This is a genomic window from Acinetobacter sp. CY81 (genome assembly GCF_059515925.1).
On the sequence record NZ_JCAKNC010000001.1, the window covers coordinates 271,751 to 294,255 of the forward strand.

Consider the following 22,505-nt stretch of genomic DNA (forward strand, 5'->3'; position numbering starts at 1 on the left):
ATTGATGTCTGAACAACACGAATCACAGATTTTTGCTTGGCAAAATCAAGTTTGGGAAACCTTAACACAGCGATTTCCTCAAATTGGTCATGGATTATTGTTCTATGGTAAAAATGGCAGTGGAAAACAACAATTTACTCAACACTTTGTCGCTTGGTTATTGTGTCTAAACAAGCAATCCCATGCAGCATGTGGTGAATGTAGTAGCTGTCTATGGCTTAAATCGGATACTCATCCGAACTATGTTCGAATCACGACAGATGAAGACAATAAAAAGCAAAATGCCAAAATCAAAATTGAAAAAATTCGTGATTTGCAGCCTTTTGTTCAGCAAACTGTAGATGGTTGGCGAGTGATTGTGATTGAGCCTGCTGAAGCTTTGAATATTGCTTCATCTAATGCTTTGCTCAAAACGTTAGAAGAGCCCGGTGATCGCGTTATTATTATCCTGTTGGCAGATCATTATCTGAAGTTGCCTGCAACGATTCGAAGTCGTTTGCAACACTATGCTTTAGATCGAGTGAGTTTAGGGCAGTCTCAAATTTATTTAGAAAGTCATTTAGATAAAGAGTTTCACTCGAAAATTCCATTATTAATGTCATTATCTAATGATATGCCATTACAGGCTATTGTTGTTTCTCAATCCGAGTGGTTTAAAAAACGTCATGATTTTTTAGCGGATTGGCAAAAGGTGGTGATGCAAAAAAGTATGCCTATGCAACATGCAACAAAATGGAATAAGGAGTTGGCATTTGCAGATCTCATTACCTTATTTGAATATTTGTTGTCTGATATTATTTGTGTCAAACTCAATCAAAATGTAAAGAATAGTGATCTCGATTTTGAACAGATTTCACAACAATATAGCTTAGAGCAACTTTTTGATTTGAATAGTGATATTCAAAATTTTAAACAGTTGGTTGAGCAAAATGTACAAAGTAATCTGGTTGTAGATCAGCTTTTTATAAAATTAATGAATATTGCGTAAGTAACAAAGCATCGTATTAGTAATAAGAATCAGGGGAATTCATCATGCAACCACCTCGTATGGGCGGATTAATACAAGCCAATATTAGCGATAGAGCAACACTTCAAGCCAGCTATATGCCTTATATTCAAGGTGGTGGCTTATTCATTGCTTCAAAACAAGCGGTGAAAATGGGTGAAGAAGTGTTTGTATTGGCATCTCTACCAAATCAATCACAAAAAATCCCTTTAACGGGTAAAGTTATTTGGATTTCATATAAGCATACAGGTTTAAAACCACAAGGCTTTGCAATCCAGTTGGCTGGTGAAAAAGGCAACTATTATCGTATGGAAGCTGAAAAGTTTTTAGCAGGAAGTATGTCTTCTGACCTTCCTAGCTTTACAATGTAAATTCTGATTTAAAATATAAAGGTGTTGTTGTGTTTGTAGATACACATTGTCATTTGACTATGCTTAATCTGGAACCCTATGGAGGGGATTTAGATGCAGCGATTCAACAAGCACGCGATGCTGGCGTATCGAAAATGATGGGTATTTCCGTAGATCTGGATGACCATATCGCACTGTCTGAAATTGCGGCGCGACATGCAGATGTGGGTTATAGCGTTGGTGTGCATCCTTGTGAAGATCAAGCTGTGATGCAAAGAGCAACCGTAGAAACATTAGTTGATTTGGCACAGTCTGACAAAGTCTGGGCGATTGGTGAAACGGGTTTAGATTATTTTCATAGCACTGAATTTGTAGCTGAACAAAAAGCATGTTTTGCACGCCATATCCAAGCCTCTAAAATCGTCAAAAAACCAGTAGTTGTGCATACTCGTTCATCTAAAACGGATACGATTGATATTATTCGCGCTGAAAATTCTACACATGGTATTTTGCATTGTTTTACTGAAGACTGGGAAACTGCAAAGGCTGTTTTAGATTGTGGTTATTACATCTCATTTTCAGGGATTGTATCTTTTAAAAATGCGCAAGATCTGAGAGATGTCGCGAAGCAAGTTCCTCTTGATCGTTTGTTGATTGAGACCGATAGTCCTTATTTGGCACCGATGCCCTATAGAGGAAAGTCTAATGAGCCAAAGTATGTGCCTTATGTAGCCAAAGCCTTGAGTGATGTATATCATAAGTCACTTGAGGAGATTGCGATGATTACAACGCAGAATTTTGAAAATCTCCTTAAAATGAAATAGTTTTTTAAAACGAATAGAATAGTAAGAAGAGAGTTTATAGCGTGAAGATGGATCGTCAGGCTCAGTTTAGAGCGAGAGAAGCATTAATATTTCAAGTGGCAGAGCAACTCCTTTTAGAAAATGGAGAAGCGGGAATGACCTTGGATGCACTTGCTGCAGAATTAGACTTAGCCAAAGGAACGCTATATAAGCATTTTCAAAGTAAAGATGAATTGTATATGTTGCTCATTATTCGTAATGAGCGCATGTTGCTTGAAATGATTCAAGATTCTGACAAAGTTTTTGCAGAGCATTTAGCTTTCTTTATGTTGCATCATTTACATCATCCTGAAAGAACAGTGTTATTCCACCAAATTGAAGAGCGATTATCGACCACAGGTCAGGGGATTAATCACCTTTTTAATGAGCTCTATCAGGTTCGTAAGAGTCGTTTACGTGTAATTATTCGTATGACTGAAACCTATTTATTAGAAATCGGCAGTGGTATGTCTTCACGTGATTATTTGGCATCGATCTGGTCGATTACACACGGTGGTGCTGCCATATTGAACTCAAGTTTTTATCAGCGTTACTTAGGCAGTCGAGATACATTGCGGGTGGCATTGATTGATCAAGCTTTGATGTTGCCAAAACAGTCTGTTCCTTCAGTGCAAGTCGCGTAGCAATTTGATATGAAATTTCCACCATTGAGACAAAAGGGCTTTACCCTCATTGAATTGATGGTGGTGATTGTAATTATCAGTATTATTGCATCACTCATTGTTTTAAATATTGATGGTGTTGATCAGCGTAAAGCCATGCAAGCGCGTGAATTACTAATTTTAGATTTAAAAAAAATGAATCGAGAAGCTGTTGATCAATCGCGTATTTATGCACTTGTGATTCAGTCTCAAACAGATGTCGCGAGTTTTGGCTATCGATTTGATGAATATATCCCTCAGCGTTCGCAGACCAATGATGCAACTCATCGACTCAATCATTCCAATGCTTTGAATTCTTCAAATAACAATCAAAAAAAATGGTTAGAAGCAGATGCCGTGACCGTGCGTGAACTCCCAAATCGAGTCTCTTTTACTGTAGAGAGTCAAGATCACGAATTTAAACAAGCTCAAAATACTGATTTGCTCGGTAATAATGCACCAAAACTTATTTGGTTAGGCAATGGCGAAGTTAAGCCTGTCAGTATTCAAATTTATTATGATCAAAAGCCAGTAGGAGATCTGATTCAAATTGATTATTTGGGGAAGATTGATGACGCATCCTAAAGGCTTTACCTTGATTGAAGTGGTTGTCGCATTAGCAATTTTTGCCGTTGCAGCCATGGCACTGACCAAAATTGCCATGCAATATACTCAATCTACCGCCAATTCTATACTTCGCACCAAAGCCCAATTTGTTTCTCAAAATGAAATTGCACAAATGGAAATTAATGGTGAATGGTTGGAAGGCACTCAATCGAAACAAGTGACATCTCAAGGTGAAACTTGGCAGATTGATAAGCGTTCTGAATCAACGATTAGTCCCAAAGTTCAGAAAATTGAAGTGCAGGTCAGCTTATATAATACGACTTTAGGGAAAGTAGAATCAGGAGTGAATCATACTTTTTTCTACAATTATCCCAATCAAATACAGCAGAATCAGCCATGATGAAGCCGCATATGGATGTTTCATTCAAACAAAAAGCATTCACTTTAGTTGAACTGTTGGTCGCGATTGCCATTTTTGCAGTTTTATCGGCATTAGGTTGGAAGGTGTTTGATTATCTGATCAAAGTAAAAGACCGTAATATGATGCATGAGCAAAACTTAGGTCAGTTACAGGAAGCTTATTTGCAAATGCAACGAGATGCACTGCAAATTGTTCCATTGACAGCGAATATATCGGGTAAGTTACAACCAGCATTAACGTTGAATAGTCAAAGCATAAGCTTCAATAAAGCAGGTGTCACTGATCCGTTGAAGCAAGGTTTATCACCTTATGAACGCATTGAGTTACAGTACAATCCACAAGATAAAAAGATTTACCGACTCAAATACGCCAACTTGAATGTCAATCAGTCAGCTCAACCACTTTCGAGTGTGTTCTTAAGCGATGTTGATCAATTTCGAGTGTCTGTGCTGAATCCAAACGAATTAGAACACTGGCCTGAAAATAATGTGGATCTGGCTGATGCGAAAGCAATTCGTATTCTACCTAAGGGGTTGCGGATCACTTTTACGATTAAAGAGGTTGAATATGAGTGGATTTTTAGTCTCTTAAATACGGCTTCTTTGATTGAAAAGAAGGATGGAGCTTAAACGATATGGATAATAATCATAAATTTGTTCCTTATAAGCAGGGCAAGATGAAGAAGGTATTTCAGTCTTGAGAAGCCGTCAGCAGGGTATCGCACTGATTACAATTTTGATGTTGGTGGCTTTAGCGACCATTATTGCTGCGACCATTGCAAAACGGCAGTCTTATACCAATGATTCAACAGCTTATATGATGAGACAGAGTCAGTCTTTGTATTATGCTAAAAGTGCGGAAGCTTTTTTTTCAGAATTACTCGTTCAAGATGCAGAGTCAGACTCTAAAGCAGATTATTTACATGAAACATGGGCAAAACCGATGCCTGCTTTTCCTATCGATGGTGGATATGTCTCAGGACAGCTGATTGATGAATCAGGAAAATTCAATCTTAATGCCTTACTTAAAGACGATGGAACGCCGAATGAAGAATCTCGTCAATTTTTTGAAGGCTTACTTAAACGTGTTGGTTTGCCAGCCGAAGTGAGTCAGGCGGTGATCGATTGGCAAGATCCTGATGATTTAACTATTGGCGCAATGGGTGCTGAAAGCAATTATTATAGTGGTCTACCGAATGGTTATTTGGTGGCGAATGCACCATTTCAAAGTGCTGAAGAGTTAAAGCAAGTGAGAGGTTTTGAAGGTCTAAACTTTGATTTAATTGCACCTTACGTGACAGCAGCACCGAATAATCTGTCTAAGATTAATATCAATACAGCATCGGCATTGGTGCTTGCATCTTTAGATGAAAAATTAGATATCAATACTATTGATCAGGTTTTAAAACAAAAAAGCGCCAATATGGAATACTTTTCAAACGTTGATGAGTTGTGGCAATTAGAACCATTCACACAGGTTGATCCTCAAAAACGTCCTATTGCAGTTCAAGTCTTTGATGTGAAGTCAAACTTTTTTAAGGCTCAAATTGAAGTGGTATTGTCTGAGCGTAAAAGACAATTTAGCAGTTATTTATGGCGTAAAGATCAGCATGTTTCTATTTTTTCTAGAAGCCTAGCACCATTTTAATTGGGCTATTTACAGTCTTTGATTTTTATTTATAGCTTAATACCTTTTGCCTATTGTCAATAACGTTAAAATTAATGAAGTGTTGATCATATTTGAACTATAATCGAAATTCTCAAGGTTTTGTTTACAGCTTTAGCATATGTTAATTCGTAAATTATTTAAATTTGAAAACGCACATATCGTGCGTAACTGTACCTCAGATCGTTGCAAACGCTCTATTCATGGTCACAGCTATAAAGTGGAATTATTGCTAAAAGCATCAAAACTTGATCATGGTCAAATGGTTTATGATTTTGGTTTGTTGAAAGGTGTCATTAAAGACCTTTATGACAGCTTTGATCATGCGATTTGTTTTTGGCAAGATGATAGTGCTGAGTATATTCAAGCGTGTAAAACATTTAGTGCACGTTGGGTTTCATTGCCCGTATCACCATCTGCAGAACAGTTTTCACGTATTTTCTTCTATTTGGCTCAACAAGTTTTGCAGTCAACCGTCACTCAAAATGGTGAAGGCGATGTAGAAGTTTATTCAGTGATTGTTCATGAGACGGATACTGGGTATGCACAAAGCTTTGCCGAAGATATAAGTAATGAGCAGATGGGGCTTTTATCTTTGGATCAAATTGTATTTTCAGAACAAGTGATTTCTGAATGGACTGATCCAGAGATGTATCAAAATTTGAAACAAGGAATTAAGTTCCAAAACCCTGAAGTAGCTTTACAAGTTCAGGTTTAATCCAGGTTTATGATCAATATCATATTGATCACGCTTTATATGACATTAGATTTTAGGAAGCAAAGTAATGCAATTGACTGAACAGGACATGACGAAGTTAAATCAAGTTCGGTTAGAAGATGGATGGAAATATAGCTTATCTGACTTTTTGTTGGGGCAGCGTATGGATGAATTGCGTGATTTTCTGAAATCTGAAATGCAACAAGATAAAGTCATCTATCCGCCAGCTGCTCAAATTTTTAATGCATTTAATACAACCCCTTTGTCACAAGTAAAAGCGGTGATTCTAGGGCAAGATCCATACCATGGACCTCAGCAAGCCAATGGTTTAAGCTTTTCAGTGCAAAAGGGACTTGCATTACCTCCATCTTTGCGTAATATCTTTCATGAACTAAATACTGATTTAAGTATTTCTCCATCGAAACATGGCGATTTAAGTCAGTGGGCACAAGAAGGTGTTTTGCTACTCAATAGTGTGCTCACTGTTGAAGCAGGACAACCGACCTCACACCAGAAACGTGGGTGGGAAGATTTTACTGACACTGTGATTGATGTTCTTAATGAACAACGTGAGCATGTCGTATTTATCTTGTGGGGCGCTTATGCGCAACGTAAAGGACAACGTATCGATCAAAATAAACATTTGGTTCTCAAGGCTGCACATCCATCTCCTTTAGCAGCGAACCGTGGTGGTTTTTTTGGTTGTAAAGTTTTTTCAAAAACAAATAATTATCTTAAACAAAATGGCATTGAGCCTATTAATTGGCAGCTGGACGCATGACATCACCTGAGAGCAACAAATATCATCCCGATTTGATTGTTGAAGAAGCCCCAAATGGCTGGCGAATTATTCGTCTAAATCGACCAAAATCTTTACATGCATTAGATGAGTCTATTGTGACTGCTCTATTGCAAGTTTTTCAAGATTTTCATCAAGATGATGCCGTTCGAGCAATTTGGTTAGATTCAACAACACCAAAAGCATTCTGTGCGGGTGGGGATGTACGCAAACTACGTCAATTGGTCATCAATAATGAAGTGGATCAAGCTAATAAATTCTTTGAACAAGAATATGCGCTAGATTTGCTACTTCATGATTATGCTAAACCGATTGTTGTTTGGGGCGAAGGTTATGTGATGGGTGGTGGTCTTGGCTTATTTATGGCTGCACCGTTCAGATTGGTGACACCATACTCACGTTTAGCAATGCCTGAAGTCAATATTGGTCTTTATCCTGATGTTGGTGCAAGCCGTTTCCTTGCAGATCGCGGACCTGTCGGGTTATTTACAGGTTTAACAGGTTCAATTATGACGGCTGCGGGTGCGTATGGTATTGGTTGGGCGACACATATTTGTGATGCACAGCGTGACGTAGTTTTACATAAAATGCTTGATATTGATTGGGATCATTATCCAGCAGGTGACTTCCGTGCATTGGATGACACACTGAATAGCTTGCACCGTCCTGTATCACCAGGCCCACTTCAAATCTCTTTAGATGTTATCCATAGCGTTTGCCGTGGTTCTAATTTTGAACATGATTATGAAGCCATTATTGGTTTAAGTGATGCGCGAAGTGATTGGTTGCGTCAAGCAAGTGAAAACTTAGCGAAAGGTTCGCCAAGTACTGCTGCAATTACATGGTTGTTATGGCAGTGGGGGCGTCAAGTACATCCTTGGCAAGAAGTGTTTGCACTTGAAACGCAGATTTCGGATTGGAAAATTCGCCATCCAGATTTTGTAGAGGGTGTGCGTGCACGTTTGGTAGATAAGGATTTATCGCCTGAATGGCAAACAGTTGAATCAATGTCGCTGAAAAATATTTTGGGATCAAACCCGCCAGTGACTGACATTGAAAGTTGGAATGATTTATTGAAACAATATGGAATTATTTAATTTTTAATGACGGTTGTTGAAAATACTTCTGATTTAATGAATTTAAATCAAGCAGAAGATGAAAAATGGATGCAGTTTGCTTATGAGCAGGCTGCATTAGCAGCTGATATTGGTGAAATTCCAGTAGGTGCTATTATAGTGAGTCAAGGTCAAGTGATCGGACAGGGCTATAATCACCCCATTACACTCCAAGATCCTACCGCGCACGCAGAAATTGTTGCGATTCGCCATGCCTGTCAAAATATCAATAATTATCGACTTCCAGAAGATGCTACGCTCTACGTTACACTTGAGCCATGCACCATGTGTGTGGGTGCTTTAATTCATTCTCGTATCAAACGTGTTGTGTTTTCAGCAACTGAGCCTAAAGCGGGTTCATTGGTCAGTGCGCGACAGCTGTTAGATAATAATGGGTACTATAACCATCGTTTTGAGTTTTTAGGTGGTTGCTTGCAAGAGCAGTGCTCTCGACAATTGTCAGATTTCTTTAAAATGCGACGAGAGCAAAAAAGACAATTACGATTACAACAAAAATTAGAAAATGGATTAAATCCTGAATGAAAATGTGTAAAATAATTTGACATGAGCTATTGTCAGTTTAAAGACCATCTCTGAAACTGAGTAAAAAGTTTAAAGCTCAATATTAAAAAACAAAAGGAATTAAAAATGAATTCAATCACGATCACGCAAGAATTTAACACCTCATTAGAATCTATTTTTGAATTGCTGTCTAAACATGCAACCTATAATCAAGTGTTTGCACCCATTCAAGTGGTGCGTATTAAGGATTCAGCTGATCCTCAACGTCCAGATGGTGTTGGTTCTGTACGTAAAATGGGTTTAGGTCCAGTTAAGCCGATTCAAGAAGAGATTACTGTGGTTGAAGTGAATCAACGAATTGAATATAAAATTATTAAAAATCCTTTAATTAAGCATCATTTGGGTATTATTCAATTTAAAGCGCTGAGTGCGGATAAAACACAGGTGATTTATACGATCGAATTACAGGCAAGAGCACCATTTGTAAGTAAACTTATACTTGCACAGCTTAAACTTGCGATTACACTGGGCTTTAAGAAATTGGCAAAGACCTTCGTTTAACTTTGGAAATATGATGACAGTTCAAATTATTACTATTGATGGGCCAAGCGGTTCGGGTAAAGGAACATTAGCAGCAAAATTGGCTGCACATTATCAGTTTCATTTATTGGATTCGGGTGCAATCTATCGACTGTTAGGGTTGTCATTATTAAAACAAAATTTACTAGATCAAATTGATCAAAAAAATATCCTCTTACAATGTCAAGACATTGCTACAAATTTGGATATTCGATTTGAAACAGGTACAAGTGGGATACAGATTTTTCTCGATAATGAAGATGTATCAGAGATGATTCGTACCGAGCAAGTTGGAGAATATGCATCAAAAGTTGCTGCAATTCCTGTACTTAGAACAGCACTTTTTGAACGACAACGTGCTTTTGCTCAGGCACCAGGCTTGGTCGCAGATGGGCGGGATATGGCAACAACTGTGTTTCCAGAAGCCCAAGCGAAGATATATTTGACCGCATCTGCTGAATCTCGTGCTGAACGTCGAGTAAAGCAGTTGCAGGGTATGGGGCTAAATGTTAAAATGAACGACATTTTAGCCAATATCCAAGCACGTGATAAACGTGATATGGAAAGAACTGTAGCGCCATTGAAGCCAGCAGCAAATGCTTACGTGATTGATAGTTCAAGTTTGGACATTGATAGCGTATTCAAATTGATGACTGATTACATTGATGCACAATTGACTAAATAACCTTATATCAGTGGAAGCATAGCCTGATCAGTTTATATGGACTATGTGGAAACTTAATTAAACCGGCCTTGTCTGATCCAAGACCGCTGACTTTTCTAGGTATATCATGACCGAATCTTTTGCAGCCCTCTTTGAAGCAAGCGAATTAAACTTAAACGTTGAAAAGGGTGCAGTCATCCAAGGTATCGTTGTTAGCATCGATTCTGACTGGGTAACTGTTGATACTGGCCTTAAATCTGAAGGTGTTGTATCTCGCTCTGAATTCTTAAACGAACAACGTGAGCTTGAAGTAAACGTTGGCGACACAGTTGACGTTGTTGTTGAAGCGCTTGACAACGGTATGGGCCAAACAGTTCTTTCTCGTGAAAAAGCGAAACGTGCTGAAACTTGGACTAAACTTGAAAAAATCTTTGAAGACGGCGAAATCGTTACTGGTGTTATCTCTGGTAAGGTTAAAGGCGGTTTCACTGTTGACATCGGTCCAGTACGTGCGTTCCTTCCAGGTTCATTGGTAGACACTCGTCCTATCCGTGACACAACTCACCTTGAAGGTAAAGAGTTAGAATTCAAAGTTATCAAACTTGATGCTAAACGTAACAACGTTGTTGTATCTCGTCGTGCTGTTATGGAAGCTGAATCTTCAGCTGACCGTGAAGCTCTTCTTTCTCAATTGGAAGAAGGTCAAACAGTTACTGGTACTATTAAGAACCTTACTGACTACGGCGCATTCGTTGATCTTGGTGGTATTGATGGTCTTCTTCACATTACTGACATGGCTTGGAAACGTATCAAGCACCCATCAGAAGTTGTTGAAGTTGGTCAAGAAGTTACTGTTAAAGTGCTTAAATTTGACAAAGAACGTAACCGCGTATCTTTAGGTCTTAAGCAATTAGGCGAAGATCCATGGTTAGCGATCATGAACCGTTACCCTAAAGGTTCTATCGTTAAAGCTCGCGTAACTAACTTAACTGACTACGGCTGTTTCGCAGAAATCGCTGAAGGCGTTGAAGGTTTAGTACACGTTTCTGAAATGGATCACACAAACAAAAACATCCACCCATCTAAAGTAGTTCAGATTGGTGACGAAGTTGATGTTATGGTTCTTGAAGTTGATGAAGAGCGTCGTCGTATTTCTCTTGGTATCAAACAAACTCGTGCTAACCCATGGGAAGAGTTTGCTAAGGCTCACGACAAAGGCGAAAAAGTTTCTGGTACGATCAAATCTATCACTGACTTCGGTATCTTCATCGGTTTACCAGGCGGTATCGACGGTTTAGTTCACTTGTCTGATATTTCTTGGAACGAACAAGGCGAAGAAGCAATTCGTCGTTACAAGAAAGGCGACACTGTAGAAGCTGTTATCCTTTCTGTTGACGCTGAAGGCAACCGTATCAGCCTTGGTATCAAACAAATGAACAACGATCCGTTCAATGATTTCTTAGCTGCGAACGAACGTGGTGCTTTGGTTAAAGGTACTGTAACTGCTGTTGACGCTCGTGGCGCAACTGTTAAGTTAGCTGACGAAGTTGAAGCTTCTCTTAAAGCATCTGAAATCAACCGCGATCGCGTTGAAGATGCAACTAAGTTCTTAGAAGTTGGTCAAGAAGTTGAAGCTAAGATCATCAACGTTGATCGCAAATCACGCGCTATCAACTTGTCTATCAAAGCGAAAGACGAAGCTGAAGAGAAAGAAGCTGTTGCTACTTTGAATAAAACTGCAACTACTGGTCAAGACAATGGTCCAAAAACTATTGGTGACTTGATCAAAGCTCAAATGGGTAGCTAAGATCTCTGTGTGATTGTATTGTTAATGTAATTTAACTAATACTTTTTACACAAATACTGTAAACGGTAGCGTAGTATTAACTTATTACGCTACCGTTTTGTATTTAAACAGGTTATTATCTTGCTATCTACTAAAGTAGCTTGATAATTAAAGAGGTCGTAGATGACTACTGAAGCACTTAATAAGTCTGACTTAATAGAGCGAATTTCTATTAAAAATCCACATTTGGCTGAACCATTGGTTGAAGAAGCTGTTAAAATTATGATCGATCAGATGATTGCATCATTATCTTCTGATGATCGTATTGAAATTCGTGGATTTGGCAGTTTTGCACTACATCATCGTGAACCACGTGTTGGTCGTAATCCAAAAACAGGTAAATCTGTAGAAGTTGCAGCGAAGGCTGTACCTCATTTTAAACCTGGTAAAGCATTACGTGATGCAGTTAACGAAACAGCTAAATAATAAAAATATGGGGTGTTTATGCGTTACGTTCTCGTTGCTATATTGATTGTACTTTTTGGTTATTCCTTAGCACTTGTTTTGCAAAATGGTACTGAACTTTCTGTAGATTTATTATTTACACAAGTACCAGCAATGCGTTTAGGATTGTTATTGTTACTGACATTGGTACTAGGATTGGTGTTAGGGCTGTTACTGGGAGTTCAAATATTCCGAGTATTCCAAACAAGTTGGGAAATCAAACGTTTACGTAAGGATATTGAACATCTTCGTAAAGAGCAGATTCAATCTGCACAGCTTGCTGCAGCAGAAGCGGCTGCAAATGTTAGACATGAAAAGACTGTCTTAGACATTCAATCAGATGAGACCCACACTCGTCCGCTGTGAGAATAAAGATTGTTAAAGCACTGTATTGTTTTCAATATGGTGCTTTTTTTTGCCTTGCATAATTTGATTTAAATTATGGGCTTAATATTCAATAGATTTTTTTAAAACTAAGTTTTGCAGGGTTTTATAAACATCATTATAATGGCGCAACTTGTGTAGGAAGGAAGGTAGACTCTTGAGTATCATTGTTGCTTTAGATGCAAAAAGCCAAAAAGAAGCATTATCAATAGCTGATCAACTTGATCCTTCACTATGCAGAGTAAAAGTCGGAAAAGAAATTTTTACTCATGAAGGTCCATCTGTAGTCAAAGCATTACATGATCGTGGATTTGAAGTTTTTTTAGATTTAAAATTTCATGATATTCCAAATACAACTGCACAAGCAGTGTGTGCTGCGGCAGATATGGGTGTATGGATGGTGAATGTTCATGCATCTGGCGGTCGTAAGATGATGGAAACTTGTGTAGAGCGACTGCAAGCGGGTAATTACAATACTCAGCTGATTGCTGTAACAGTTTTGACCTCTATGGGCCGAGAAGATCTTAAAGACTTGGGATTGGATGTTGAGCCATTCGAACATGTTAAGCGCCTTGCGACATTGACTAAAGATAGTGGTCTGGATGGAGTCGTGTGTTCTGCTCAAGAAGCTAAAATGTTGCGTGAAACACTAGGTCAAGATTTTGCATTGGTTACTCCTGGAATTCGTCCATTGGGTTCAAATGCAGATGATCAAAAGCGTATTGTTACGCCAAAACAAGCCATGCTTGATGGTTCGACTCATTTAGTGATTGGTCGTCCTATTACTCAATCAGCGAATATGAATCAAACATTAAAAGATATTTTATTAACTTTATAAGCAAGTTTTTATAAAGAAAAAATCCACTGTATACAGTGGATTTTTTTATTGGATGATTAATCTAAATACTTATTTTTCTAATACTGTTTTTAAGCGTTTTACGGCTTCTTCACATTGTGTTAAATCTGCAACTAATGCTAAACGAACATGATTTTCACCAGGGTTACCTAACTGAGTTTCACGAGATAGGTAGCGACCTGGTAAAACTTTAATATGCGCCTGTTCCATCAGCATTTTAGCAAATGTCTCATCATTATCGACTTTTAACCAATAATAGAAGCCTGCATCAGGTTTTTTTAATGGGAGTAAATGCCCTAATTCTTTTTGAAATAAATCAAACTTTGCACGGTATTGTTTACGATTTTCTTCGACATGTGCTTCATCATTCCATGCTTCAATTGAAGCCAGTTGATGTTGAACAGGCATTGCAGCGCCATGATAAGTACGGAATTTTAAATAAGGTTTTAACAGTTCTGCATCGCCAGCAACAAAACCTGAGCGCATACCCGGTAGGTTGGAACGTTTCGATAGCGAGTGAAAAACGATACAGTTTTTATAATCATCACGTCCCATTTCAGCACAAACTTCAAGTAAGCCGATAGGTGCTTCATCAAACCAAAGTTCCGAATAACACTCATCAGAAGCAATGACGAAATTATATTGATCAGAGAGTGTAATGAGCTTTTTAAATTGTTCTTTTGAAAGTACAGCACCTGTTGGATTACCCGGTGTACAAACAAAGAGAAGTGCTGTCTTTTCCCATACTTCGGCTGGTACAGCATCGAAGTCACCTAAGTAATCATTTTCTTCTGTGCAATTGATGAAGTAGGGTTTGGCACCTGCGAGTAAAGTTGCACCTTCATAAATTTGGTAAAAAGGGTTTGGCATCACCACATAAGGCGATTCTTCACGATTAATCAGCGCCTGTACAAATGAAAAAATGCCTTCGCGTGTTCCTGTTACAGGGAGGATGTGATCTTCATGGCTGATGCTATTCAGTTTAAAACGACGTGTGAGCCAGTTTGCAATGCTTAAACGTAATTCAGGTAAGCCTTTACTATTTGGGTAAGTCGATAAGTGATTAAAATTGTTAATGATCGCTTGTTTGACAAACTCTGGAGCTGGATGCTTTGGCTCACCAATTGATAATGGAATCAACGGAAGGTCAGCGGGTTTTACATCCTGAAAAAGTTTATTCAATTTTTCAAAAGGATAAGGATGTAATAAAGACAAACTAGAGTTCATGAAACAATTACCATGTAATTTAAAATGATGATTAAGTAATGCTTAAATCGAATGATGAAATAATAAAAATTCGATTTAGGCGTGGTTCGAGACTTGATTTGATGCTTCATTTAAAGCAGCTAATAACAGTGCTGAAAATGCTTTTGCTTCTTCTCTATTCATTGGTGTGCCATTTTTTTTTGCTACAAAGAAAATATCTTCTGCACGTTCACCGAGTGTGGCGATTTTAGCTGAATGAATATCGAGTCCTTGCATCATGAATAAGCCACCAATTTTAGCGAGTAAGCCTGGGTGATCCAGTGTGGCGATCTCAACCATGTTCTGCTGCAAGGCTTCATTTAGCGTAATATCGACTGTGTTTTCAATGTCAAAATGGCGTAATTGACGTGGAATTCGGCGCTGCATTAAACCAGGATATTTATCTGAATCGCTCAGTGCTTTTACCAATGCTTCTTTTACAGTTGCTTCACGTTCTGGATCAGTGACCAATGTACCGAAACGGTCCAGCACTACATAAGTATCTAAACTAAATGCTTTGGTTGCTGTGATAATTCGCGCATCTTGTACATCTAAATTCATGCGATCTAAAACTGCTACAGTTGTTGCAAAGAGGTTGGGTTGATCTTGGGTATAAATAAAGATTTGCACAGCATCTTGTGCTGCTTTGCGGTGCGCACGCATGAGCACCAATGGTGCAGGATTTTCACCATGATCTAAAATAGCGCGGGTATGCCATGCAACTTCATCCGCTGTTTCTTTAAGGAAATATTCATCGCCGAGTTCTTGCCATACTTTTTCTACGGCATCTAAGGCATAGTCGTTGACCAATAGTTCGCTAGCAGCAAACTTGGTATCTTCGATGAGCATTTGATATTCTACTGGACGACCTAAGCCTGTACGGATGACGTCACGAGCATGTGTATACAGTTGACGCATGAGTGAAGCGCGCCATGTGTTCCAGAGGTTTGGATTGGTCGCATTAATATCCGCAACGGTAAGCGTATAGAGATAATCCAAGTGCTCCATATCACCGAGTTTTTCTGCAAATTCTTTCACGACATCTGGATCAGAAATATCTTTTTTCTGTGCAGTCATCGACATGAGTAGGTGATTTTGAATCAACCAAGCTACTAGGTTGCATTCACGTTCTGTGAAGCCATGTGCACGACAGAACTCAATTGCATCAATTGCTCCAAGTTCACTATGATCCCCACCACGACCTTTAGCAATGTCATGAAACAGGGCGGCTAAAAATACGATATCGCGACGAACAAGGCGTTGGAATACAGAACTAACGACAGGATAATCTTTGGCAAATTCAGGCTCTTTAAAACGATTTAAATTACGCAATAAGAGAAGGGTATGTGCATCGACGGTATAAATATGGAATAAGTCATATTGCATCAACCCCATGATCTGTCCAAATGCAGGAATGTAATTGCCGAGGACACCGTAACGCTTCATAGCTAGAAGCGTCTCATATAAACGGTATGGCGAGCGGATAATCGCCATAAACAGTGCTTGATGAGCGGGATTATTGCGATAATCACGATCAATACGTTTTGCAGCTAAGGTTAGCAATCTCAATGTACGTGCACGAATCCCTTCAATTTCATGGCGATTGGCTAAGATAAAGAAGATTTCTAAAATAGCGCTTGGTTTTTCTGCAAAAATTTTATGATGTTGTACCGCAAGTTTGCCATCGACCAATTTGAAATTTTCATTAATCTCTTCGATCTTACGCTCATAGTTGGGGAGTCGAGGTGTAATCACAGACTCATCAAAATAAGCCAATAGCATTTCATTCAGCGTTGATACTTGTTGAGCAGCGCGATAATAACGCTTCATGAACTGTTCAATCGGGTAATTGATATGTTCACCTTCAACTTTTTCATAGCCGAATTTTGATGCAATATCACGCTGATAATCGAATAAAAGTCGATTTTCATCACGTTTGGTTAAACGATGTAAATGGTGGCGAATCTCCCAAAGGAAATTTTCAGCCTCTTCTAAAACTGAAAGTTCAAACTCAGAAATAAAACCCAAATGAACTAAATCGTAGATACGGTTGACTCTAAAGTGCCGTTTTGCAATCCAACCGATTTGGTTAATGTCTCTGATACCACCGGGTGCATTTTTAATGTCAGGTTCTAAGTTACTTTCAGTATTGTTGTGTTGTGCATAACGTTTGGCTTGTTCTGCCATCTTTGCATCAAAAAAGGTCTTATCAGTCCATGTTTGAGACACAACACGTCTAGGCCATTTGGTAAGTTGTGTATTACCTACAATTAAACGTGCTTCAATTAAGGTTGTTGCGACCGTTAGATCACTCATTGCTTGTTCAAAACATTGTTGAATAGTACGAACACTCACGCCTGGTTTGAAGTTACCAACATCCCATAATGATGAGATAAAACTTGAAACTGCAGCTTCTTGTTCTGTGCTTAGATCTTCCTCAGAAAGGATCATGATATCCACATCTGAATAGGGCATCATTTCTCGGCGTCCATATCCACCCACTGCAAATAAACCAAGGGGTGTTTGATCGAGCTCGACATGCTTCCAAAGAAAAATTAATGCTTCATCAATTAAATTGGAGCGGGCCAAAATGATTTCACGAATAGGCTTACCTTGTTCAAACTCTGTTTGTAATTGATTTTCTACATCGGCACGCCATTGATTGATGGCTTTGATGTCATGAATATTAGAAACATATTGATCTAAAGGAGAGGTATTGATCATGAAATAATTGTCCGCCCAAATTTGTTCATACTATTTATTTTGATTTACAGTAACTTTTGATGCCGCATCAGTTGCTAATTCACGTGCTTGATCTGTTGTTTCCGCACGTGCAGTTGCGACACCCATACGACGTCGTTTAAAACCTTCTGGTTTTCCAAAAAGTCGTAAATCAGTATTCGGATTCTGCAAAGCAAGATTCAAGCCAGAGAATGAAAGATTTTGATCATCTACACCTGCATAGATCACCGCACTGGCTGCAATACTGTGACGTTGAGTATTGACTGGAAGTCCTAAAATAGCGCGGGCATGCAGTTCAAACTCACTTTGATATTGTGAAGCCAAAGTCACTAAACCAGTGTCATGTGGGCGCGGTGAAACTTCACTAAACCACACCTTGTCGCCTTTAATAAAGAGTTCAACACCAAAAATACCACAGCCACCTAATGCAACCGTGACCTTATGTGCAATGCGTTGGGATTCTTCTAGTGCAAGAGTGGACATGGCTTGAGGTTGCCAGCTTTCTACGTAATCACCTGAATCTTGACGATGACCAATAGCGTCGCAGAAATGAGTTTCGATTTCTCCTGTTTCAGCATTTTTAGCACGAACCGTGAGCAGTGTAATTTCAAAATCAAAATCAATCTGTGATTCTACAATGACTGTGCCTTGATTTACTCGACCACCAGTTTGAGCATATTCCCAAGCAGCATCGACTTCGGCAAATTCTTTAACTCGAGACTGACCTTTACCTGAAGATGACATCACAGGTTTTACAAAGTTTGGATAACCAATATCATCACATGCAGAACGGAATGATTCTAAAGTGTTGGCAAAACGATAAGCAGACGTTGGTAAGCCTAGTTCTTCAGCTGCTAAACGACGAATGCCTTCGCGGTTCATGGTTAAGTTGACGGCTTTTGCTGAAGGGATGACTGTTGCAATATTTTTTTCTTCTATTTCGACTAAAACTTCAGTTGCAATAGCTTCAATTTCTGGAACGATCAAATTGGGTTTGATTTGTTCAATCAAGGCTTTTAGTGCAGATGGATCTGCCATATTCAATGTATAAGAAAAATGTGCAACTTGCATTGCAGGAGCATGGTCATAACGGTCTGCGGCATGAACTTCTACACCAAGTCTTTGTAAAGAAATGACGACTTCTTTACCCAACTCACCTGAACCCAAAAGGAGTACTTTAAATGCAGTAGTCTGAAGAGGAGTGCCTATCGTTATATTCATGCTTTCTTCCATGCTTGATATTATGGGCTTTTAGCATAGCAGAACTAGAGAATGTGTTAAGTGCTGAATTAAATAAAAACAAAATTTTTGTTAGACAACAAGAAAGCTATTTTGAGTCGAATAAATCATTAATGTCATTTAAAGGATAGATTCCATCAAATTCAGGAGTGAAATCATCAATTTTTTTGATTTGAGTGGGGCTGAAATTTAAAGTGCTTAAGATATTTTTAGTTTTGTAGGATAAGTAATATCCGTGAATTCCATAAATCATTATGAGCGGTAGCGTCAGAACAATAAATGTTGAGGAAAAATTGAAGGCTTTTGAAAATTCAAAACTAAAAATACTGATAAAAATGAAACCAATGAATGAAACTAATAAAAGGATGAATAAAATCAGAAATAAATCCCATTTTGCTGAAACTTTAGATAAGGGATGAAGTATTAGAATATTTTTTTCATGATCTAATAGCGCACAAATCTTATTTTTTCGATGAATAACAGTGGTGAGTTTGGGGGAGTCATTGATTTCAAATGTATTGAATATACCTGTCATTTGTAGGTCTTGAATTTTGATACCTATCGTTACTCCGATACATACCACTGAACCTATTAATGTTGAAATTTTAATAGAGTTCAGTTTCTGTATGGTGATTATTTCAGTAGATACTTGATACTTCATTTTTTAATAATATCATTCGTTTGAAGTAAAGCAGTTAAAAATATGATGGATTAAATTGGAACATAGGTATAGATCACACCATAAGTCAGTGCAGCCGTCAAAGTCGCAGGGACAATTTGTTTAAACTTAAAATAAAGTCCAGTTAAAACTATAAAACCAACCAACATGGCAAAACTTTTATTGGGTGTTTCAAGCAATGGAGGTAGCGTAGCAACCACTAACATTGAGCTGATCGCGGCAATGCCGATAGAGCCCAAAGCGATTTTAATCCAAAGAGCACCGCGTTTTTGAGAACCTTGTTGAAACTTTTGAATCACAAAAAAAGGACCAAAACGTGATGCAAAGTTAGCGATCCCCACCAAAATACCCACCAAAATAATCTCAAGATTCATGGTGATCTCCAACTAAAGCTTCATCGTGACGTTTTAAAATATAATGCTTAAATAAACCTGCAAGAATACCTGAAGTGATGCCAATGAAAATGGCAGCAGAAATATCAATAAAATAACAGGCTACAGCAGATACTACAGTTGTCACAGCAACGATAAAAGTGTGTTTCTTTTCAAAGGCAGCTAATAAGAAACTTAAGAATAGTGCAGGGAGCAAAAAGTCTAAGGATGCTTGTAAAAACTGAGGCATATTGCTGACTTGATCGGCGAACATACCGCCGAGAAAAGAACCCAGTGCCCATGACATCCAGCTAAACAAACTCAGACCTAACATCCAAGATTCAGACCATTCTTGACGTCGCTGAGTCAATTTAATCATGCCTGAAGCAAATACTTCGTCGGTTAATCCCCAAGACCAAATGGCTGTTTTTTTAAGATTTAATCGATCTTGAATCAGGTTTTGTAAAGCAGGGCCATAGAGTAAATGACGAATATCTAGTGCAATCACCGTTAGTGCTGTCATCCAAATTGACGTTCCGCTACCAAGAAGTGCGACGACTAAAAATTGACTTGCACCTGCATACATGGAGCAAGACAAGAACAACGCTTCCCAAGCGGTAAAACCAAACTGAGTAGCCGAAACACCAAAAGCAAAAGAAACAGGAAGATAAGTGAATATAATCGCTTGACTATCTCTGGCACCTTGCCAAAAACCAGCAGGTTTTATTGTAGTAAGCTTGTGTTCTGACACGACACACCTTATTTAAAATAGAACAAAAGGTAAAACAAGATTGAGTATTGTAGCCGAATTTAATAGCATAGTGCCGAATTGTTTGATTGGGCTAAAGTATGAAGTCTTCAAAATTTCGCGTTAATTTTGTAGCTGCGATTGTTTCTTCAGTGGTGTTATTGCAGGGTTGTGGTCAGTCTGCTGAAAATGAAAAAACAAAAGTTGAAATTAAGCCTGCAACACAAATCACCAATGATGCCACTGTGTACGCACAGCAAGCATGGATATTGATTAATCAAGTTGATCCGCTACTTTATGAGAATGCAACAAATCGTATTCAAGCAGAAGTTCGTGATCCTGTCCGTCAGTTGATTTTGGATTGGCGCATTAATGTGAAAATGACAGATTCAGTAACTGAAGGGAAGTATGCTTTATGTCGTAAAGCGCTTACCAGTATTGATTCTTGGGCACGAACGTTGGTCGAGAAAGAAGGGCAGGAAAAACAACGTCAAGCCAATTATGAACGTGATAAACAACAGTGTAAAACAGCTGTAGATAATCCTGAGTTGGGAAATACCAAAGCCTATACCAATCTTTTTTAATTATCCCTTTTACAATTGATTCGAGGCGATTCGTTGTAATTGACTTGGATCAATAATCTCTATTTTTTTAAATGAAACTTTCAAGATATTGAGTTTTTCGAGCATTTGTAATTCTTGATTGATGGTTTGTCTTGAACAGACCATCATTTGGGCTAACTGTTCTTGGGATAGATGAATGGTACGCTTTTCAATGGATAGATGATTACCATAACCTTGTAATATAAATAATAATCTTTGTGCCAAACGCTGGCTTAAAGGTTGAGTTTGATAAGCAATCAATTCTAAAAATGCATAACGTAATTTTTGACTGGTCAATTGGGCAATGTGAAACCAAAACTCAGGATGAGTTTTTAAAAGTTGCTGGATAGATTGAGCATCAATTTTCATCAACATTGACTTTTGTAAGGCAATAGCATTGTGAGAGCGCACTTGTTGATCGACCAATGAGATTTCACCAAACCACATGATCGGATCGGCAATCGCCACGACCGCTTCACGACCTTCGGCATCACTATAGCCCAATTGGATGGCACCTTCTAAAACCGCATAAATCCCATCAAATTGATCACCGTAATGAAAGATCATTTGATCTTTTGAATATTCAAGCAGATGTGTATTTTCTAAAATAAAATTTTGAAATTTTGACGGTAGGTTTGAGTACCACACATTATTTTCTAATCGTTTTATTTGATCTGAGTTGAGCACAAATTATCCTTTTGAGTGCAAATATTCTTTTGAAAAATTAAATGTCGTATTGCAGACAACTCTATTCGCTTAATGTCTTTATATTAAAGCTGATCATAATATAAAGGACTAGGTTGATGTCAAAATTAGAAAAATTATTAAGTCAGTATGCTGCCTATCATTTGGATCGAAAAAATGTCATTACACATTTTATTGGCATTCCAATGATTGTATTTTCGATTATTTGTTTAACAGCGAGAGCTGAATTCACAGTTGCGAATTACTCTGTCACTTTAGCTTTAATTATTTTGTTGTTCAGTACGGTTTACTATCTGAGTTTAGATTTGATCTTTGGTTTGGCGATGGCTGTACTTTTTGCAGTTGCTTATCCAGTCGCTTTGCATATAGCGGGTTATCCAGTGCTGACTTGGTTGATTTTGAGCATTGGTTTCTTTGTAGTCGGTTGGATTTTTCAATTTGTAGGGCATTTTTATGAAAAGAAAAAACCTGCTTTTGTGGATGATTTGGTGGGTTTAGCTATAGGCCCATTGTTTGTATTGGCAGAAGTGGTTTTTCTCATGGGAATGCGTAAACCTTTGGAAGAAAAAATGTTGATTGAGGCGCGTAAAATTCGTTCTGAAATGGACAGTACTCAACATCAAAGTTCTTCATTTTCACATTGAGTAGAAATGTGTGGCAAAAGATCAACTCAAAGTTTCAATACAAATGATAGATCATAAAAAAGCCTCAATATGAGGCTTTTTTAATTATAT

General features: G+C 38.2%; 27 protein-coding genes. 20 read left to right on the forward strand and 7 right to left on the reverse strand.

Features of this window, described 5'->3' with window-relative positions; translation table 11 throughout:
- The first annotated feature begins 4 nt into the window (after positions 1 to 4).
- From AC5YDM_RS01290 to pyrF, 18 genes are all read left to right on the forward strand, one after another.
- Positions 5 to 988, forward strand: a complete 984-nt coding sequence (locus AC5YDM_RS01290) for a DNA polymerase III delta subunit-related protein (RefSeq protein WP_496150318.1) — start codon at positions 5 to 7, stop codon at positions 986 to 988.
- 44 nt (positions 989 to 1,032) lie between these two features.
- Entirely contained in the window at positions 1,033 to 1,377 is a 345-nt protein-coding gene (locus AC5YDM_RS01295; RefSeq protein ID WP_496150320.1) for a PilZ domain-containing protein, read from the forward strand.
- Positions 1,378 to 1,406: 29 nt separating this feature from the next.
- Positions 1,407 to 2,180 (forward strand): TatD family hydrolase, encoded by a 774-nt coding sequence (locus AC5YDM_RS01300; RefSeq protein WP_496150321.1) that lies wholly within the window; start codon positions 1,407 to 1,409, stop codon positions 2,178 to 2,180.
- Positions 2,181 to 2,227: 47 nt separating this feature from the next.
- Positions 2,228 to 2,842, forward strand: coding sequence for a TetR/AcrR family transcriptional regulator (locus tag AC5YDM_RS01305; RefSeq protein ID WP_496150546.1), 615 nt, complete (start codon positions 2,228 to 2,230; stop codon positions 2,840 to 2,842).
- A 9-nt stretch (positions 2,843 to 2,851) separates the two neighbouring features.
- Positions 2,852 to 3,445 (forward strand): pilus assembly FimT family protein, encoded by a 594-nt coding sequence (locus AC5YDM_RS01310; protein ID WP_496150322.1) that lies wholly within the window; start codon positions 2,852 to 2,854, stop codon positions 3,443 to 3,445.
- A complete protein-coding gene (gspI, locus tag AC5YDM_RS01315) occupies positions 3,432 to 3,827 on the forward strand; it encodes a type II secretion system minor pseudopilin GspI (RefSeq protein ID WP_496150324.1) in 396 nt (131 codons plus the stop codon). Before AC5YDM_RS01310 ends, gspI begins: the two co-directional genes overlap by 14 nt.
- Complete coding sequence (gene gspJ, locus AC5YDM_RS01320; RefSeq protein WP_496150325.1) at positions 3,824 to 4,477, forward strand: type II secretion system minor pseudopilin GspJ; 654 nt, start codon at positions 3,824 to 3,826, stop codon at positions 4,475 to 4,477. Before gspI ends, gspJ begins: the two co-directional genes overlap by 4 nt.
- Before the next feature lie 58 nt (positions 4,478 to 4,535).
- Positions 4,536 to 5,495, forward strand: a complete 960-nt coding sequence (gene gspK, locus AC5YDM_RS01325; RefSeq protein ID WP_496150547.1) for a type II secretion system minor pseudopilin GspK — start codon at positions 4,536 to 4,538, stop codon at positions 5,493 to 5,495.
- 139 nt (positions 5,496 to 5,634) lie between these two features.
- Positions 5,635 to 6,231, forward strand: coding sequence for a 6-pyruvoyl trahydropterin synthase family protein (locus AC5YDM_RS01330; RefSeq protein WP_496150326.1), 597 nt, complete (start codon positions 5,635 to 5,637; stop codon positions 6,229 to 6,231).
- 67 nt (positions 6,232 to 6,298) lie between these two features.
- Entirely contained in the window at positions 6,299 to 7,012 is a 714-nt protein-coding gene (ung, locus tag AC5YDM_RS01335) for a uracil-DNA glycosylase (protein ID WP_496150327.1), read from the forward strand.
- Entirely contained in the window at positions 7,009 to 8,127 is a 1,119-nt protein-coding gene (locus AC5YDM_RS01340) for an enoyl-CoA hydratase/isomerase family protein (RefSeq protein WP_496150328.1), read from the forward strand. The genes ung and AC5YDM_RS01340 overlap by 4 nt, the downstream gene beginning before the upstream one ends.
- 36 nt (positions 8,128 to 8,163) lie before the next feature.
- Entirely contained in the window at positions 8,164 to 8,688 is a 525-nt protein-coding gene (gene tadA / locus AC5YDM_RS01345; protein ID WP_496150548.1) for a tRNA adenosine(34) deaminase TadA, read from the forward strand.
- Between the two features lie 105 nt (positions 8,689 to 8,793).
- Entirely contained in the window at positions 8,794 to 9,228 is a 435-nt protein-coding gene (locus AC5YDM_RS01350; RefSeq protein ID WP_496150329.1) for an SRPBCC family protein, read from the forward strand.
- Positions 9,229 to 9,241: 13 nt separating this feature from the next.
- Positions 9,242 to 9,931, forward strand: a complete 690-nt coding sequence (gene cmk / locus AC5YDM_RS01355; protein ID WP_496150330.1) for a (d)CMP kinase — start codon at positions 9,242 to 9,244, stop codon at positions 9,929 to 9,931.
- Between the two features lie 106 nt (positions 9,932 to 10,037).
- Positions 10,038 to 11,717, forward strand: a complete 1,680-nt coding sequence (gene rpsA / locus AC5YDM_RS01360) for a 30S ribosomal protein S1 (protein ID WP_496150331.1) — start codon at positions 10,038 to 10,040, stop codon at positions 11,715 to 11,717.
- Positions 11,718 to 11,879: 162 nt separating this feature from the next.
- Entirely contained in the window at positions 11,880 to 12,182 is a 303-nt protein-coding gene (locus tag AC5YDM_RS01365) for an integration host factor subunit beta (RefSeq protein WP_496150332.1), read from the forward strand.
- Positions 12,183 to 12,200: 18 nt separating this feature from the next.
- Complete coding sequence (locus tag AC5YDM_RS01370) at positions 12,201 to 12,566, forward strand: lipopolysaccharide assembly protein LapA domain-containing protein (protein WP_496150333.1); 366 nt, start codon at positions 12,201 to 12,203, stop codon at positions 12,564 to 12,566.
- Positions 12,567 to 12,741: 175 nt separating this feature from the next.
- Positions 12,742 to 13,422 (forward strand): orotidine-5'-phosphate decarboxylase, encoded by a 681-nt coding sequence (gene pyrF, locus AC5YDM_RS01375; protein ID WP_496150334.1) that lies wholly within the window; start codon positions 12,742 to 12,744, stop codon positions 13,420 to 13,422.
- A 69-nt stretch (positions 13,423 to 13,491) separates the two neighbouring features.
- Here the strand turns inward: pyrF and dapC are convergent, their stop codons facing one another.
- From dapC to AC5YDM_RS01405, 6 genes are all read right to left on the reverse strand, one after another.
- Positions 13,492 to 14,667, reverse strand: coding sequence for a succinyldiaminopimelate transaminase (gene dapC, locus AC5YDM_RS01380; protein ID WP_496150335.1), 1,176 nt, complete (start codon positions 14,665 to 14,667; stop codon positions 13,492 to 13,494).
- A 75-nt stretch (positions 14,668 to 14,742) separates the two neighbouring features.
- A complete protein-coding gene (gene glnD / locus AC5YDM_RS01385; RefSeq protein ID WP_496150336.1) occupies positions 14,743 to 17,409 on the reverse strand; it encodes a [protein-PII] uridylyltransferase in 2,667 nt (888 codons plus the stop codon).
- 30 nt (positions 17,410 to 17,439) lie between these two features.
- Complete coding sequence (purT, locus tag AC5YDM_RS01390; protein ID WP_496150338.1) at positions 17,440 to 18,648, reverse strand: formate-dependent phosphoribosylglycinamide formyltransferase; 1,209 nt, start codon at positions 18,646 to 18,648, stop codon at positions 17,440 to 17,442.
- A gap of 106 nt (positions 18,649 to 18,754) precedes the next feature.
- Complete coding sequence (locus AC5YDM_RS01395; RefSeq protein ID WP_496150339.1) at positions 18,755 to 19,327, reverse strand: hypothetical protein; 573 nt, start codon at positions 19,325 to 19,327, stop codon at positions 18,755 to 18,757.
- A gap of 50 nt (positions 19,328 to 19,377) precedes the next feature.
- Positions 19,378 to 19,719, reverse strand: a complete 342-nt coding sequence (gene ygaH, locus AC5YDM_RS01400; protein WP_496150340.1) for an L-valine transporter subunit YgaH — start codon at positions 19,717 to 19,719, stop codon at positions 19,378 to 19,380.
- On the reverse strand, positions 19,709 to 20,443 hold the full coding sequence (locus tag AC5YDM_RS01405) for an AzlC family ABC transporter permease (protein ID WP_496150549.1): 735 nt from the start codon (positions 20,441 to 20,443) through the stop codon (positions 19,709 to 19,711). Before AC5YDM_RS01405 ends, ygaH begins: the two co-directional genes overlap by 11 nt.
- 122 nt (positions 20,444 to 20,565) lie before the next feature.
- Between AC5YDM_RS01405 and AC5YDM_RS01410 the strand changes: the two genes are divergently transcribed.
- Positions 20,566 to 21,048, forward strand: coding sequence for a hypothetical protein (locus AC5YDM_RS01410; protein ID WP_496150341.1), 483 nt, complete (start codon positions 20,566 to 20,568; stop codon positions 21,046 to 21,048).
- Between the two features lie 9 nt (positions 21,049 to 21,057).
- Here the strand turns inward: AC5YDM_RS01410 and AC5YDM_RS01415 are convergent, their stop codons facing one another.
- A complete protein-coding gene (locus tag AC5YDM_RS01415) occupies positions 21,058 to 21,753 on the reverse strand; it encodes a Crp/Fnr family transcriptional regulator (RefSeq protein WP_496150342.1) in 696 nt (231 codons plus the stop codon).
- Between the two features lie 116 nt (positions 21,754 to 21,869).
- On the opposite strand from AC5YDM_RS01415, the gene AC5YDM_RS01420 reads away from it, so the two are divergent.
- Positions 21,870 to 22,415, forward strand: a complete 546-nt coding sequence (locus tag AC5YDM_RS01420) for an Mpo1 family 2-hydroxy fatty acid dioxygenase (protein WP_496150343.1) — start codon at positions 21,870 to 21,872, stop codon at positions 22,413 to 22,415.
- Positions 22,416 to 22,505: the final 90 nt, after the last annotated feature.